Below are 14,076 nucleotides of genomic sequence, written 5' to 3'. Positions count from 1 at the left end.
TGGGGCCATGTCCCCCGCTCCCTGCTGTGCCGCGCACCCGGACGTCCCCGCCGAGGGCATCTGCGGGCGCTGCGGCGGCTTCTTCTGTCCGGGGTGTGCCACCTGGGTGCTCGGCGCCGTGTACTGCGCCGCCTGCGCCGCGCTCCCCGAGGTCAACTACCTGGAGGCCTTCCGCCAGAAGCTGTGGGGCCGGCGGGACACGTGGGCCTGGTTCCTCGGCCTGGGGGGACTGGTGACGCTGGCGCCCGGTCTCACGTTGCTGGCGTCCGGGGACGCTCTGGCGGGAGCCTTCCTGCTCGCCTGCTCGGCGGTGGGCGTGGGGAGCTTCTTCGGCCAGCGGTGGGCCCGCGCGGGGCTGCTCGCCCTGCCCGTGGGCCTGGGGGTGGTGGGACTGGCGTTGCAGGAGCCCCTGCTCGTCGTCCCCGCCCCGTTCTTCCTGGGCCTGGGGGCCTCCGTCCACCAGGACCCGAGGCACAAGCTCTTCCACCGGGTGCCCGTTCCGGACGGCGTCCTGCTGCGGCTGTGGAACCGCCACGAGAACAACCCCCTGGCGCTGGTGGGCCTGCAGCTCGGGCTGTACGGGGTGTTCTTCCCGCTCTTCGCGCCGGTGGCGCTGGGGCTGGGGCTGACGGCGCTGCGGCGCGTGAATCCCGAGGCCCGTCCGCCCATCGGCCGCCGGGGACAGGCCCTGGCCGCGACGGGACTGGGCGCGGGCGCGATGCTCTTGTGGGTGTGGCTCTGGCCGCGCTTCACCGTGCTGCTGGGCGAGCTGCTCGCCACGGGCTAGCCGGGGAAGGCCGCACGGCCCCCTCCAGGGTGGAGGCCTGGAGGGGGCCCGGTCCCGAAACCACGGTGGGAGGCACCCACCGTGTGCGGACCGGCGGTCCCGGCGCGCGCTGGGAGAGCGCGCGTCAGGGTTGCCGGTTCGGGGCTACTCCTTCGCCTTGCGCAAGTCGCCGCTGTTCTTGATGTTGTTCTTCACGAGCGTCTCGGCATCACTGCAAGCGCCCTTGGCCTGCTCGTCCAGGAGCAGCACGTTGCCGGACAGCCGCAGGTCGCCCGACTGGATGCACGAGGCCACGGGCAGGCCCTCGAGCCACACCTGGGGCTTGAGGAGCGCGAGCAGGGCGTCGTTCTCACCGACCTCGACGCCGGTGGCGGACTGGAAGCGCGCGTCCTCGCTGAACTTGAGCTTGAGGTCCAGGGTGTTGGCGGCGCCATCGCGGGTGAAGCCGGCCTTCACCAGGAGGCTGTAGCCCACGATGGGCTCCGTGGAGGCCACCTCGTCCGCCTTGGCCTCCTCCAGGCGGAAGTCGATGCGCTTGTAGGTGCCGGCGGGCAGGCGCAGCCCGGACAGGTCCGGCGTGGTGGCGCCCGTCATGAGGTCCACGACGATGGGGCCGGGGACGACGACGGTGCCCGAGCCGCTGCCGGACTCGCCGCCCTGGCAGGTGGCGCCCGAGAGCAGGCCGCTCACGTCGTTGCACTTGCTGCCCTGTGGCAGATCCAACCGGATGTCCTTGAGGTGGATGCGCGCCTCGGTGAGCGTGAAGGTGATGTCTCCACTGGTGAAGGTGGGCGCGGGGGAGGCCGCGGGGGACGCGGCGGCCACGAGGGCGCTGGCGGCCTGGGCCTGGCTCTCGCGGACGGAGAAGCGCAGCGAGGCGCCCTCTCCTCCACAGGCGGTGAGGGCCAGGGTGGCGCACAGCAGGGACTGACGGAGCGAGGGAGTCGGAAGGTTCATGGCGTCGTGGAACGGGGAGCGGCTGCCGGCCCTGGGCTTCCGGTTCCGAGAAGAAAGACCTCGGGGGTGGAGCGCCGGCCACATGCCGGGGATGTGGGGGCGGGACAGGGCGCATCCCACCCCCGCGTCCATGGAGGACAAAAGGGCGGGAGGTCCTTGAAGGGAGTAGGGACAAGAGGTTGGAGTCGCTGCATGAGACCTGCCCGAGCCGTGTTTCTCGCGTTGACGCTCGCCGCCGCGCCCGCCGTGGCGAAGCCGCCGGAGGAGACGAAGCGCATCTCGTTGAACGTCACCCGCGCCAACGTGCACGACGTGCTGAGGATGCTGGCGGACAAGGGCCGGCTGAACCTGGTGGTGTCCGAGGAGGTGCAGGGGACGGTGACGTTGTCGTTGCGCAACGTGGCGTGGACGGAGGCGCTGGACGTGGTGCTGGCCTCGCGCGGGCTGGGGATGGAGCGGCGGGGCAACATCCTGCGGGTGGCGTCGCTGAAGACGCTGCGGGAGGAGGCCGAGATGCTCGTGCGCCTGAAGGAGGCGAAGGAGCAGACGGCGCCGCTGCGCACGTGGCTGATTCCGGTCAACTACGCGCGGGCGTCGGAGCTGCTGCCGCACGTGCAGGGGGTGCTGTCGCCGAGGGGCCGTGTGACGGTGGATGCGCGCACCAACACGCTCATCGTCACGGACGTGGAGGCGCCGAGGCTGCCGTAGGTTCCACGACGCGGCCGTACCAGCTCAGGGCGAGCAGCACATCCCCCCGCCAGGAGGCGGAGAGGCCGCCCTCCAGGTCCACCCCGGCGCGAGCGGTGAGCGTGAGCCCCCAGGGCCCCAGCCGTCCGCGCGCGCCGAGCAGTGCGCGCAGGGGCACGCGGGGGCCGCCGGTGCGCAGGAAGGCCTCGAGTCCAGCCTGGGCGCCGAGGAAGCCCTCGAGACGGGGGCCCCCGAGGCTCGCGGTGAGGCCCGCGTGGGGACCCGCGCCCAGGTCCGCGGGGCCGCGCACCACGCCATGGGCGGTGAGCCCGAGCTGCGCCGAGGCGTGGAAGACGCCCTCGCCCGAGGTGAGCTGCCATTGGCCGGCGCCGCGCAACTCCAGCACCCCGGTGGAGGGCAGGACGAAGAGCTCGCCACCGAAGGCGGTGGGCCGGGAGCCGGGCATGGGGGGCGCGGCGAGGAGGAAGCCCAGGCCCACGCCCTGGGGGCCCGCGAGCAGCGACAGGTGCGAGGCGTCCACGCGGCCACGGGCGGTGAGGACGGGGGCCTCGGCGGCGGCCACCGGGGCGAGCAGCAGCGCCGTGGAGAAGACGAGGGCCTTCATCGCGCAATCACCTCCGTGCCGGGCACCTGGCGGATGGCATCGGCGCCGGTGCCCTGTCCGGTGAGCGCGGCGTCGAGGAAGCGCGAGAGGACCTCGGTGATGCGCTCGTGCGCGGTGCCGAGTGGCAGGGTCGGCGCGCAACCGTCCTCCACGTCCCGCCGGTCGCTGGAGGTGAACTGGAAGTGGGTGACGCCCTGGAGGACGGCGAGCACCGAGGGCGCGGGGAGGCGGGAGGCATCCTCCCGGACGCGGGGCAGCTCCGAGAGACAGTCCAGCTCACCGGCCAGCGAGAGCGAGGGCACGGAGAGGGAGGGGATGCGCTCGGCGTCGGCCGGGTCCGGGTAGCTGGCGAGCAGGACGAGGGCGGCGAAGCCCCCGTCGAGGGCGAGCTTGGCGGACACGACGCCGCCGAGCGAGTGGCCGGCGACGGCGATGCGCGAGGGGTGGACGAGGCCCTCGAGGAGCGAGCCCTCGGGAGGCGAGGTGAGGAGCTCGCGGGCGAAGTGGCCGTTGTCGATGGCGGACAGGGCCAGGTCGAGCGGGTGCGAGGGCATCGCGACGACATAGCCACGCGCGGCGAGGGACTCGGCGAGCCAGAGGTAGTCCTCGGGGGGCACGAGGCCGCCGTGGACGAGCACGAGCGCGGGCAGGGGGGCGCCGTCGGTGGGCCGGGCGGGGTGGCCCTCGGTGTCCGAGGGGAAGAGGACGCGCACGGAGACGAGGTCCGTGTGACGGGCGCGCACCTCGAAGAAGGCCTCGGAGACGGGAGTGGGCCCGGTGCGCAGCACCTTGCCCGAGCCAGGCGCGGGGAGCGCGCAGCCGGACAGGGCGAACACGAGGGACACGAGGAGGGACAGCGGGGCCGGCTTCATACGAGGGACTCGCGGGGGCTCACGGGTGGGCACTGTGTAAGGCCCGGATCCGCGGTTCGCCAGCGCCAGTGGCAAACCGAGTGCACGCGATACCCTCACCCCGTCCCTCTCCCGGAGGGCGAGGGGAGGGAGGCGAGGGGAGGGAGGCGTGGAGCCCTCCGGTGACGACGGGCGCGAACTGGTCCGATTGTTGGACCAGTTGGAGACGCGCGCGCCCGGCGGGGGCTCAGTCGCCCACGATGCCGACGCGGACGCGGTGGTGCTCGTTGCCGAGGGCCGTCTTGAGGGTGAAGTCGGCCACGTCCTCGGCGTAGACCTGACGGCCGCCGGTGGGGAGGGACTCGACGGCGGTGCGGTACTTGCCCGTCTTCACGCCGCTGGGCATGACGGGAGGGCACACCACCACCCAGTCGAGCTCGCTCTCCTGGAGCACCTGGAGCGCGCCCCGGTGGTCCTCGAAGGCATGGCGGAGGAAGGGGGGCAGGCCGTGCTCTCCGGTGAGGCCTCCGGCCGGGTGGGGCAGCAGTCCGGCGGCGCCCACGGTGACGAGCCGCTTGAGGCCCTCGGCCTTCATGGCGGTGACGATGGCGCGCGTGGCCTCGGTGACCACGGTGACGGCGTGGGTGGCGTCGCGGGCGCCAATGGCACTGACGACGACTTCCGCGCCGCGGAGGGCCTCGGCCACGGTGGCGCCGTCCTCCAGGCTGCCCTTCTTGACGAAGAGCCGCCCGTGCTTGATGCCCAGCCGCTTCGGGTCGCGCACATACGCCGTCACCTCGTGCCCCTGGCCCAGCGCCTCGTGCACCAGCGTGTGCCCGACGCGCCCCGTCGCTCCGAAGACCGTCAACCGCATGGGTGTTGCTCCTCCGTGCCGCGTCCCGTGTACAGGGGCCGGGCCCCTCGGGCCCTGGCTCGGACGAGCGCGGCTCCGGGTGTATAGCGCCCCCGGCCCATGCTTGTCCGCAAGCTGTTCACGGCCCGAGGCGTCCAGAGGCGGCGGGTGGGGCGTGGGTTACCGCTATCGGGACTCGCGGTGTGTGGCGTCAAGGTGACGCGGCCGCTCGCGGGACCTGGGTCAGGCGCTCATCGTACCGTTTGAGCGTTCTTTCCACCGCCTCCAAGCGCGTGTCGTGTTGAGCGAGCCGCTCGGACAGCAGGGTCCGGAACGAGTTCATCTCCGCGTACATGGTCTGGAGCGTCGTCTGTTGGGCACTCTTGATCTCACCCACCAGCCGGATGTGCCGTTCCCGGTGCTCATCCTGCAAGTGCTGCAGCTCGCTGGACAGATCCCGGTCCCGCAGCTTGCTGCGGATGGCTTCCTCCGCCACGTCGAGCCTCAACTGCGCGAGCTGCCGGTCCATGCCGTCCAGGCGCTGGTCGGTGCGCTTCTGACCCTCTTCCAGTGATTGCAGGCGCTGGTCCATGCCGTCCAGGCGCTGGTCCATGCCGTCCAGGCGCTGGTCGGTGCGCTTCTGACCCTCTTCCAGCGATTGCAGGCGCTGCTCCACGCCGTCCAGGCGCTGCTCCAACCGCTGTTGTCCCTGCTCCAACCGCTGCTGGCCCTGCTCCATCAAGGCGAGGATCCGCTGCTCGCCCGGCGTGAGGGACTGCTCGCCCATCCCCATGGGCACCGACGTGGACCGATCCATCGACGCACTCCTCCTGTGGTGACTTCTCCCGTAGGTTGACCCATGAGGTCACCTCCCGTCAAGTCACCGCTCAGGTCATGTGTCCGGATGCCCGCCCTCCGGGGCGGCACGGCTCACTCGCCGGTCAGCTTCGCTTCCAACTCGTCCAGCTCGCGCTTCACCCCGGCGTCCGTCTCGCGCAGCTTCTCCACCTTGCGCACCGCCGAAATCACCGTGGAGTGGTCCTTGTTGAACCGCGCGGCGATCTCCGGGAACGAGCCCTTCGTCAGCTTGCGGCTCAGGTACATGGCCACCTGCCGCGCGTGCGCCAGCGCCTTGTGCCGGCGGTCCTCCTTCAGCGCCTCCACCGGCACCTTGTAGAACCGCGCCACTTCCTTCTGGATGCTCTCCACATCCACCACCTGCCGCGACGGCAGCACGTCCTTGAGCACGTGCGAGGCGAAGTCCACCGTCACCGGGTGCCTCGACAGCGAGTGGATGGCGCTCACCTTCACCAGCGCCCCCTCCAGCTCCCGCACGTTCTTCTGGAACGCCCTCGCGATGAAGTGCGCCACCTCGTCCGGCAGGTCCAGCCCCTCCATCACCGCCTTCTTCTGCAGGATGGCCACCCGCGTCTCGAAGCTCGGCTCCTGGATGTCGGTGATCAGCCCCATGCTGAACCGGCTGCGCAGCCGCTCCTCCAGCCCGGGCACCTCCGCCGGCACCATGTCGCTCGTCAGGATGATGGCCTTGCCCTGCTCGTGCAGCGTGTTGAACGTGTGGAAGAACTCCCGCTGCGTCTCTTCCTTCCGTCCCAGGAACTGCACGTCGTCGATCATCAGCACGTCGCACTCGTCCCGGAACTTCCTCCGGAACTCGGGCATCCGCTGCTCGCGCACGCTTTCAATGTACTCGTTGGTGAACTGCTCGCTCGACAGGTACACCACCCGCTGCGTGGGGTCTCTGTCCCAGATTTTGTTGCCGATGGCGTGCAGCAGGTGCGTCTTGCCCAGGCCCGTGCCGCCATAGATGTAGAGCGGGTTGTAGGCCCGGCCGGGGGTGTCGGCCACCGCCTGGGCCGCCGCGGCCGCCAGCTGGTTGCTATCGGCCACCACGAAGTTCTGGAAGGTGAACCGGGCGTTGAGCCGGGGCGGCCGGCTCCCGTCCGTCTTGACCGCCGGTGCGGGTTGCAGCTCCGGCGGAGGCGCCAGGCCCGGCACCACCTCGTAGCCCAGCCGGTTGGGCGTGTCCGTCACCCGCGCCATCGTGGACTCGAGCAGCCCCCGGTAATGGTCATCCACCCAGTCCTGGTAGAAGCGGTCCGGCACCGCCAGCACGAGCACGTCCTCGCGCACCTCCAGCGGCTGCATCCGGTTGAGCCAGTTCAGCGCGTAGTCCTTCCCGTCCCGCTTGAGGCAGTCCAGGAGCATCTCCCAGACATTCTCGGCACTTGGCTGGTGGGGCAGAGGGCGGGCGAGCGCGTTCACGAAAGGCCTCCGGAACCCCGGCGAGACCGCCAGGGAGGGGGCCGACCGTGCTAACAGGCCCCCCCTGGGCGATCAAGTTTGCCGCCCCGGCTCCTGACATTCCGCGCCTCTACCCCCACTCGTCCGATCTCAGCCCCCGCGCGGAATCCCCCGCCCCCTCCCACCGGTTGTGGTGCGAGTCCTCCCACCCCCACTGCGTTTCACCCCGGGTGTGGGGCGCAAAAGGGCGCGGGCCGGTCAGGTCCGGACAGCCCGGAGTGATCCGACATTGACTTGGGTGGGAGATCGGGTTACGAGCGCCGCCTTCCTCAGTCTCGTGGATAAGGGCGCCCACTTCACGTTCGGGCGTCTCGTCGTCCCAGGAGTCCAGCCGTGTCCAAGCGCACCTATCAACCCTCGAAGATCCGGCGCAACCGCACCCACGGTTTCCGCAAGCGCAACTCCACCAAGGGCGGTCAGGACGTGCTCAAGAGCCGCCGCGCCAAGGGCCGTAAGCGCCTGGTGGTGTCCGCGTACAAGAAGTAGTTGGGACGCTCGCGTGAAGGCCGAGGGCCAGGCGCCACCTCGCGACGAGCGCTTTCCCAAGGCCCTGCGCCTGCTTACCCGGCGCGAGTTCCTCGAGGTCCAGGAGAAGGGTCAGAAGCTTCCCGCTGACTGTCTCCTGGGACTCGCCCGGCCCAACGCCCGGCCCTACAGCCGCGTGGGCCTCACCGTCTCCAGCAAGGTGGGCAATGCCGTGGAGCGTGCCCGCCTGCGAAGGCTCCTGAGGGAGCTCTTCCGCAAGCGTCGCGGGCAATGGCCCTCCGGTGTGGACGTAGTCCTGGTCGTGCGCCAGTCCGCCAAGGATGCGTCGTTCTCGGACCTGTCTCGCGCCTTCGATGGCATCACCCGCAAGCTGCAGAGGCTGTTTCCGTCCGGCCCCCGGGAGTCCACCCGATGAGCCCTCTCGCCTGGCTGCTCGCGCTTCCCATCCGCTTCTACCGGCGCTTCCTCTCGCCCCTCCTGCCCCCGGCCTGCCGGTTCCACCCCTCCTGTTCCTCGTACGCCCTCCAGGCCCTCCACAAGCACGGAGCCCTGCGCGGCGTGCGGCTCATCCTCTGGCGCCTCCTGCGCTGCCAGCCCTTCCACCCGGGCGGCTTCGACCCGGTGCCCTGACCGCCCTCCCCTCCCTATGAACGACGATCTGGATCCGCTCTCGTCCAACTCGGCTGACTCCCAGCGGCGACTGATGATTGCGCTCGCCCTCGCGATGGCGCTCACCTTCGCCTACACCTACTTCGCCGCCCCGCAGGGCCCGCCGCCCGAGGCCGGGGCCGCGGACGCGGGGCAGGTGGTGGCCGGCAACGACGCGGGCACGGCCGCACCCACCGCGAGTGCGGGCGGGACGCCGGGCCTGCCGCCGGCGGGCACCGGCTCGGAGGGCACCGTGGCCGCCGCCGACGCCACGCCGCCCCCGCCGGTGCGCACGCTCGACTTCCAGCGCGAGTCGGCCCACTACACCTTCTCCACCCAGGGCGCCGGCCTCGTCTCGGCCGAGCTCCAGGGCCCGAAGATGCGCGAGCAGGGGCAGGTGTCCGTCGTCGAGGGCTACAAGCTGCTCTTCGGGGGCAACGTGCCGCCTCCGCCGCAGATGAACCTGGCGCAGCCGGTGCCGGGCCAGCCCCTGCCGCTGTCCGTGTCCATCGCCGGCCCCGCGCCCCTGGCGGCCGACGCGCGCTACACCGCGGCCGACACGGGCTCCCCCGGCCAGGGCACCCTCTTCACCGCCCGCCAGGGCCCGTGGGAGGTCACCAAGAGCCTGCAGTGGGCGCGCGAGGGCTTCGAGCTGCTCTACACGCTGCAGGTGAAGAACACCTCGGCGCAGCCGGCCACCGGTGAGCTGCAGGTGCACTACAACCGCGCCATCGACTCGAAGAACGAGCACGCCCCGTCCTTCTTCGGCGGCGTGGGCAACCTCAGCTACGCCTCGTGCCACGTGGGCGAGGAGAAGCACAAGCTGGCCCCCGAGCAGAGCCTGCCGGACGCCGAGGAGACGCGCGGCCCCGTGCACTACTTCGGCATCGATCAGCAGTACTTCCTCTCCGCGCTCTACCCGCTGGATGGGCCCCTCCCCGGACGCTGCGAGTTCGTGGCCACCCCCGAGGCCCGTGGCATCACCGCCAGCTTCCCGCTCACCGCGGCCCCCGGCCAGACGGTGACGCTGCGCTTCGGCGGCTACTTCGGGCCCAAGGAGAATGACCTGCTCGCCGTGGTGCCCGGCCAGGCGCTGCGCGAGGCCACCGGCCTGGCCGCCACCGCCTACAACCCCCAGCTCACGGAGACGATCGACTACGGCATGTGGGCCGTCATCGCCAAGCTGCTGGTGGGCGTCATGAAGTTCTTCCACGGCCTGGTGGGCAACTGGGGCGTGGCCATCATCCTGCTCACCGTGCTGGTGAAGGTCATCCTCCTGCCCCTCACCCACCGCTCCATGGTGAGCATGGAGGCCATGAAGAAGCTCCAGCCCCGCGTCGAGGAGCTGCGCAAGAAGTACGCGGACGACCGCGAGCGCCAGAACATGGAGATGATGAAGCTCTATCAGGAGGCCAAGGTGAACCCGCTCGGCGGCTGCCTCCCCATGCTCATCCAGATGCCGGTGTGGATCGCCCTCTTCACCGCCCTGCGCAACAGCTACGACATCTACCAGGAGCCCTTCTTCGGTCCGGTGTGGCGGGACCTGACCTTCAAGGATCCCACCTACCTGCTGCCGCTCGCGCTGGGCGTCAGCATGATCATCACCCAGAAGCTCCAGCCGCAGATGGGTGACCCGACCCAGGCGAAGATCATGACCTGGTTCGTCCCCATCCTCTTCACCGCCACGCTGTTCAACTACCCGGCCGGCCTCGCGCTCTACATCTTCACCAACAACATCCTCTCCATCGCCCAGCAGTACGGCCTGAGGAAGTGGCTGGAGAAGAAGGGCGGCGGTGATGGCGGGCTGCCGGCGGGCACGGCCACGGCCACGGCGGGAGGCAAGCGCAAGTGAGCGACGTGCAGGCACCCGGGTCCACTGCAGCTCCCGCGGGCGGCGCGGACATGCGCCTGCGCGTGGAGCGGCTGCTCACCGACATCCTCGGCATGATGGGCTTCCCCGCCCGGCTCGACTTCAAGGACGCCAGCGATGGCAGCCTCTCCGTCGCCCTGCACTTCCAGGGCGAGCCGCCTCCCGGCGTGGAGATGGGCAAGCGCAGCCAGGTGGTGGACTCGCTCCAGTTCCTCCTCAACAAGATGCTCCACCGCCCGGGTGCCGAGCGGCGCTTCCTCCTGGTGGGCGCCGGTGTCCACCCGGAGCCCCGCAGCGAGCGGCTGAAGCGCGAGCAGGCCGCCGCCCAGGCTGCCCAGGCCGCTCAGGCCGCCGCCCCCGCGCCGCAGCCCGCTCCCCAGGCCGCCGCCCCCGCGCCCGCGCCCCGGCCGCAGCCGCAGCCCAAGCCCGCCCGGGGAGCCCCGCCGGCCCCCCCGCAGGCCAGGGCTTCCGCCGCCCCGGCCCGTGGGTCCGAGTCGGATGAGCGCTCCGTGGAGGTGGCCGAGGATCCCTCCCTGCGCGAGGTGGCTCGCAAGCTGGCCGAGAAGTCGGCCTCGCTGGGCCGCTTCTACGCGCTCGTTACAGTGAAGCAAGATGACCGCGCGCGCGTCCTGAAGGCAGTAGAGGGTGTGCCGGGGGTGAAGGTCTCTTGCGAGGGCGAGGGCCGCAACCGGCGCGTGGTGTTCACTCCGGAGAAGCCTGCCCCGCTCCCCAAGCGGAGCATGCTGCCGGACGACGATGACGAGGACGACCTCGAGGGCTAGGCCTTCGGGGCCCACCGACGAAAGGGCATTCCATGGGCAAGGCCAAGTCGCTCAAGGACAAGCTATACGGCGCCGCCGTGATGAAGATGAGCTTCCGGCTGCGCGGGGACGAGGAGTCCCCGGCCTTCAAGTTCGTCTACCCCGGCGTGCTCCGGGACCTGGATCTGGAGGACGCCGCGGTCGAGAAGTACATCGAGGAGAACCGCGAGAGCGTCGAGCGCGCCGCCCGCGGCTCCACTCCCGCGCAGGGGCCGCGCGGCTGAGCGCGGAGGAGGTTCCGGAGGACTCGTCCCCCGGTGCGATGTCCCCCGGTCCCGGGTAGGTGTCGCCCGGTGGGCTCGGCTCCCCGCGGGGCGCCGCTGGTGGACGTTCCGAGCGTCGCCTGGCAGCGCCCCGCTCCGGCCCGGCTGGACGCGGCGGGAGGGCGCACGTAGTTCCTGGAGGCTTCCCGCTGGATGGTTCCGGCGGGCCGTGCCCCCCTGGGGCTCAGGAGGCCTCTCCCATGCGGCGCCTCGTCGTCCTCCCCCTGTCCATCCTGCTCGTCTCCGCCTCCGGTTGTGGAGGCAAGGGAGACACCGGTCCCAAGGGAGACCCGGGCCCCGCCGGGGAGTCCGTCCCCGGGCCTCGCGGCGAGCCGGGTCCCAAGGGCGACACCGGGCCCATGGGGCCTCCCGGCAACTTCGCCCGCATCCGCGTCGTGCCCCCGGGGGACACCCCGCTCATCGGCGGCGAGAACCTGCGCAACGCCCTCCAGTCCATCGTGAAGGTCTCCGCCGAGGAGCCCTGGCTCCTCTTCGTCGAGCCCGGTGTGTATGACCTCGGCACCCAGGGGCTTCAGCTGCGCCCGTACATCCACCTGCGCGGAGCGGGCGAGCAGCTCACCACCGTGCGCTCCCGGGCAGCTGGCCCCACCGTGGTGACCGCCGACCATACCGAGTTGCGCTCGCTCACCGTGGAGCACCTGGGGGGCTCGGGGGAGGCCGTGGCGCTCTCCAACGCTTCGTCCCTGTTCCTCGCCCGCGATGTGGTGGCCGTGGCTCGCGATGGCGCTTCGCGCACCGTGGGCGTGGTGTCCACCGCGGGCGCTGGAGCCGGTGGTTTCGAGCACGTGCAGGCCCGTGCCGTGTCCTCTCGCGGCGACACCGTGGGCTTCTCGTGCGAGGGCTGCTCCGTGAAGGTGTCCGGCTCCTCGTTCCTCGCCCAGGGTGGGGCTCGGGCCACGGGTGTCTCCGTGCACGGGGGCACCGTGGAGCTGTGGGACTCCTCGGCCCTGGGGCAGGGAGGCTCGGAGGCCCTGGGCGTGGAGGCCGAGGGCTCCCGTGTGGTGCTCGTGCGCGCCGAGGTCTCCGGGTCCGAGGGCACCGTGTCCGTGGGGATGCGCCTGGCCTCTTCCCCCGCTTCCGTGCGCGACAGCACCCTCTCGGGCTCCGGCACCCCCGGGCAGCAGGCTCGCGCCCTGGAGGTCCTGCGCTCCGACTCCGCTCCCCAACTCGTGGACGTGCAGCGCTCCACCCTCTCCGGTGTTACCCAGACCCTCCGCTCCGCCGAGGGGTACTCCATCCGCATCGCCTCCTCCCAACTCCGTGGTGGCAAGGCCGATGGCAATGGCATCGTGTCCTGCAACGGTTGCTACGACGAGAACTTCAACTCCCCCGCCTCCCCCTCCGGCCTGTAGTCCCCGGTGTCCGGCGGGGGGCGGCTCCGATTCGATGTCCCCTCCATGAGCTCCCCCGCCACCCTCGCCGCGCTCGCCACCGCCCCCGCCTCCGGCGCCGTCGGCATCCTCCGCCTCTCCGGCCCCGCCTCCCTCGAGGTGGGCCGCATGCTCGCCCCCGGTGTCCCCTCCTCCCCGGCTCCCCGGCACGCCTACCTCGCCTCCTTCGTCGATGCCTCCGGCGCCGTGCTCGACGAGGGGTTGTTCCTGTTCTTCCGCGCTCCTCACTCCTTCACCGGCGAGGATGTCGTCGAGCTCCAGGCCCATGGCAGCCCCCGCTTGCTGCGCATGTTGCTCGCGCGTGCGCTGGAGCATCCCGCCATCCGCCACGCCGGGCCCGGGGAGTTCACCCGCCGCGCCTTCCTGCATGGCCGGATGGATCTCACCCGCGCCGAGGCCGTGGCGGACCTTGTCGCGGCGGACTCCGAGGCCGCGGTGCGGGCCGCCGCCGCGGGGCTCGCGGGTGCTCTGGCCGCTCGCGTCCGCGGGCTGGAGGAGCCCCTGCGTTCGCTCCATGCGGACCTCGAGGGCGTGCTGAACTTTCCCGAGGAGGCCGAGGGCGCCGATGCGGGCATGGAGGCCCGTGTCTCCGGGCTGCGGGCCGCCGCGGATTCGTTGCTCGCCGACGTGGGCCGTGGACGGCTCGTTCGCCGCGGGGCCCGTGTGGCGCTCTACGGGCCCGTGAACGCCGGTAAGTCCACGCTGTTCAACCGGCTCCTGGGTGAACAGCGCGCCCTCGTTGATGAGGAGCCGGGGACCACCCGTGATGTCTTGGAGGCCCGCGTCGAGTGGGATGGGCTCGGGGTGGTGTTGCTCGATACCGCCGGGCTTCGTGAGGCTCCTGGCCGCGTGGAAGCGCTGGGCATTGCTCGCACTCGCGAGGTGCTCGGTTCCGTTGACCTCGCCGTGCTCGTGCTTCCCCCCGAGGCCCGTGAGCTGGATGCTCAGCGGTGGCTCCGTGACGCGGGCTCCACTCCTGTTCTTCTCGTGGCTGGCAAGTGTGATGTCCGGGGGACTCGGTTTACCGCTGACCCTCACCCTGACCCTCTCCCAGAGGGAGAGGGGATTGACTCGGGCTCAACCTGGGATGCGGGCACCCTCACCCCGTCCCTCTCCCGAGGGGAGAGGGGTTCTGTCCGTGATTCTGTTTCCACTGTGGCTGCTTCCGCTTTGGCCGTCAGTGGGTTGACGGGCGAGGGCGTCGAGTTGCTCCGCTCCCAGATGCTCTCGCGCTTGTGGGGCGGCGGTGCTCCCTCCGCTGTCGCCCTCGTCTCCGAACGTCACGCCGATGCCCTCCGGCGCACCGCCGACGCCCTCTCCCGCGCTGAAAGTGCCTGCCGCTTCTCCACCCTCGAGGTCGTCTCCGGGGAAGTCGGCCTCGCCCTCGAGTCCCTCGGCGAAGTGTCCGGTACCTCCGCTTCCGAGGCCCTCCTCGACGCCATCTTCCAGCGCTTCTGTATCGGTAAGTAGACACCCGCCCCGCCTCCCGGCGTG

At 71.3% G+C, this 14,076-nt stretch carries 16 protein-coding genes; 10 read left to right on the top strand and 6 right to left on the bottom strand.

Annotated elements, in window-relative coordinates:
- The first annotated feature begins 7 nt into the window (after positions 1 to 7).
- Positions 8 to 787, top strand: a complete 780-nt coding sequence (locus AC16DP_RS14630; protein ID WP_329728712.1) for a hypothetical protein — start codon at positions 8 to 10, stop codon at positions 785 to 787.
- A 144-nt stretch (positions 788 to 931) separates the two neighbouring features.
- On the opposite strand, the gene AC16DP_RS14625 is transcribed toward AC16DP_RS14630, so the two are convergent.
- On the bottom strand, positions 932 to 1,744 hold the full coding sequence (locus AC16DP_RS14625) for a hypothetical protein (RefSeq protein WP_329728713.1): 813 nt from the start codon (positions 1,742 to 1,744) through the stop codon (positions 932 to 934).
- 192 nt (positions 1,745 to 1,936) lie between these two features.
- Here AC16DP_RS14625 and AC16DP_RS14620 point away from each other — a divergent pair, with 192 nt between their 5' ends.
- Positions 1,937 to 2,452, top strand: coding sequence for a secretin and TonB N-terminal domain-containing protein (locus tag AC16DP_RS14620; RefSeq protein ID WP_329728714.1), 516 nt, complete (start codon positions 1,937 to 1,939; stop codon positions 2,450 to 2,452).
- Here the strand turns inward: AC16DP_RS14620 and AC16DP_RS14615 are convergent.
- From AC16DP_RS14615 to dnaA, 5 genes are all read right to left on the bottom strand, one after another.
- Positions 2,421 to 3,056 carry a hypothetical protein gene (locus AC16DP_RS14615; protein WP_329728715.1) on the bottom strand — a complete coding sequence of 212 codons (636 nt, stop codon included), beginning with the start codon at positions 3,054 to 3,056 and terminating at the stop codon, positions 2,421 to 2,423. The genes AC16DP_RS14620 and AC16DP_RS14615 overlap by 32 nt on opposite strands.
- Positions 3,053 to 3,928 carry an alpha/beta fold hydrolase gene (locus AC16DP_RS14610; RefSeq protein WP_329728716.1) on the bottom strand — a complete coding sequence of 292 codons (876 nt, stop codon included), beginning with the start codon at positions 3,926 to 3,928 and terminating at the stop codon, positions 3,053 to 3,055. The genes AC16DP_RS14615 and AC16DP_RS14610 overlap by 4 nt, the downstream gene beginning before the upstream one ends.
- Positions 3,929 to 4,154: 226 nt before the next feature.
- The gene (locus tag AC16DP_RS14605) at positions 4,155 to 4,781 is read right to left on the bottom strand and encodes an NAD(P)-dependent oxidoreductase (protein WP_329728717.1); all 627 of its coding nucleotides are present in this window, start codon (positions 4,779 to 4,781) and stop codon (positions 4,155 to 4,157) included.
- Positions 4,782 to 4,971: 190 nt separating this feature from the next.
- On the bottom strand, positions 4,972 to 5,577 hold the full coding sequence (locus tag AC16DP_RS14600; RefSeq protein WP_329728718.1) for a hypothetical protein: 606 nt from the start codon (positions 5,575 to 5,577) through the stop codon (positions 4,972 to 4,974).
- Between the two features lie 113 nt (positions 5,578 to 5,690).
- Entirely contained in the window at positions 5,691 to 7,043 is a 1,353-nt protein-coding gene (gene dnaA, locus AC16DP_RS14595) for a chromosomal replication initiator protein DnaA (protein WP_329728719.1), read from the bottom strand.
- Positions 7,044 to 7,415: 372 nt separating this feature from the next.
- Between dnaA and rpmH the strand changes: the two genes are divergently transcribed.
- The 8 genes from rpmH to AC16DP_RS14555 all read left to right on the top strand — a co-directional run bounded on the left by rpmH (position 7,416) and on the right by AC16DP_RS14555 (position 14,052).
- Positions 7,416 to 7,568 carry a 50S ribosomal protein L34 gene (gene rpmH / locus AC16DP_RS14590; protein WP_329728720.1) on the top strand — a complete coding sequence of 51 codons (153 nt, stop codon included), beginning with the start codon at positions 7,416 to 7,418 and terminating at the stop codon, positions 7,566 to 7,568.
- Positions 7,569 to 7,581: 13 nt separating this feature from the next.
- Positions 7,582 to 7,983 (top strand): ribonuclease P protein component, encoded by a 402-nt coding sequence (rnpA, locus tag AC16DP_RS14585; protein WP_329728721.1) that lies wholly within the window; start codon positions 7,582 to 7,584, stop codon positions 7,981 to 7,983.
- Complete coding sequence (gene yidD / locus AC16DP_RS14580) at positions 7,980 to 8,198, top strand: membrane protein insertion efficiency factor YidD (protein ID WP_329728722.1); 219 nt, start codon at positions 7,980 to 7,982, stop codon at positions 8,196 to 8,198. The genes rnpA and yidD overlap by 4 nt, the downstream gene beginning before the upstream one ends.
- A 16-nt stretch (positions 8,199 to 8,214) precedes the next feature.
- Positions 8,215 to 10,068 (top strand): membrane protein insertase YidC, encoded by a 1,854-nt coding sequence (yidC, locus tag AC16DP_RS14575; RefSeq protein WP_329728723.1) that lies wholly within the window; start codon positions 8,215 to 8,217, stop codon positions 10,066 to 10,068.
- Positions 10,065 to 10,868: a KH domain-containing protein gene (locus AC16DP_RS14570; protein ID WP_414640711.1), complete on the top strand. Its 804-nt coding sequence runs from the start codon at positions 10,065 to 10,067 to the stop codon at positions 10,866 to 10,868. Before yidC ends, AC16DP_RS14570 begins: the two co-directional genes overlap by 4 nt.
- 32 nt (positions 10,869 to 10,900) lie before the next feature.
- Entirely contained in the window at positions 10,901 to 11,131 is a 231-nt protein-coding gene (locus AC16DP_RS14565; protein ID WP_329728724.1) for a hypothetical protein, read from the top strand.
- 239 nt (positions 11,132 to 11,370) lie between these two features.
- Positions 11,371 to 12,543, top strand: a complete 1,173-nt coding sequence (locus tag AC16DP_RS14560) for a collagen-like protein (RefSeq protein WP_329728725.1) — start codon at positions 11,371 to 11,373, stop codon at positions 12,541 to 12,543.
- A 45-nt stretch (positions 12,544 to 12,588) separates the two neighbouring features.
- Positions 12,589 to 14,052 carry a tRNA modification GTPase gene (locus AC16DP_RS14555; protein WP_329728726.1) on the top strand — a complete coding sequence of 488 codons (1,464 nt, stop codon included), beginning with the start codon at positions 12,589 to 12,591 and terminating at the stop codon, positions 14,050 to 14,052.
- Positions 14,053 to 14,076 lie beyond the last annotated feature (24 nt).

It is taken from the genome of Archangium sp., from assembly GCF_057119385.1.
This window is presented reverse-complemented; position numbering and strand designations above follow the sequence as displayed.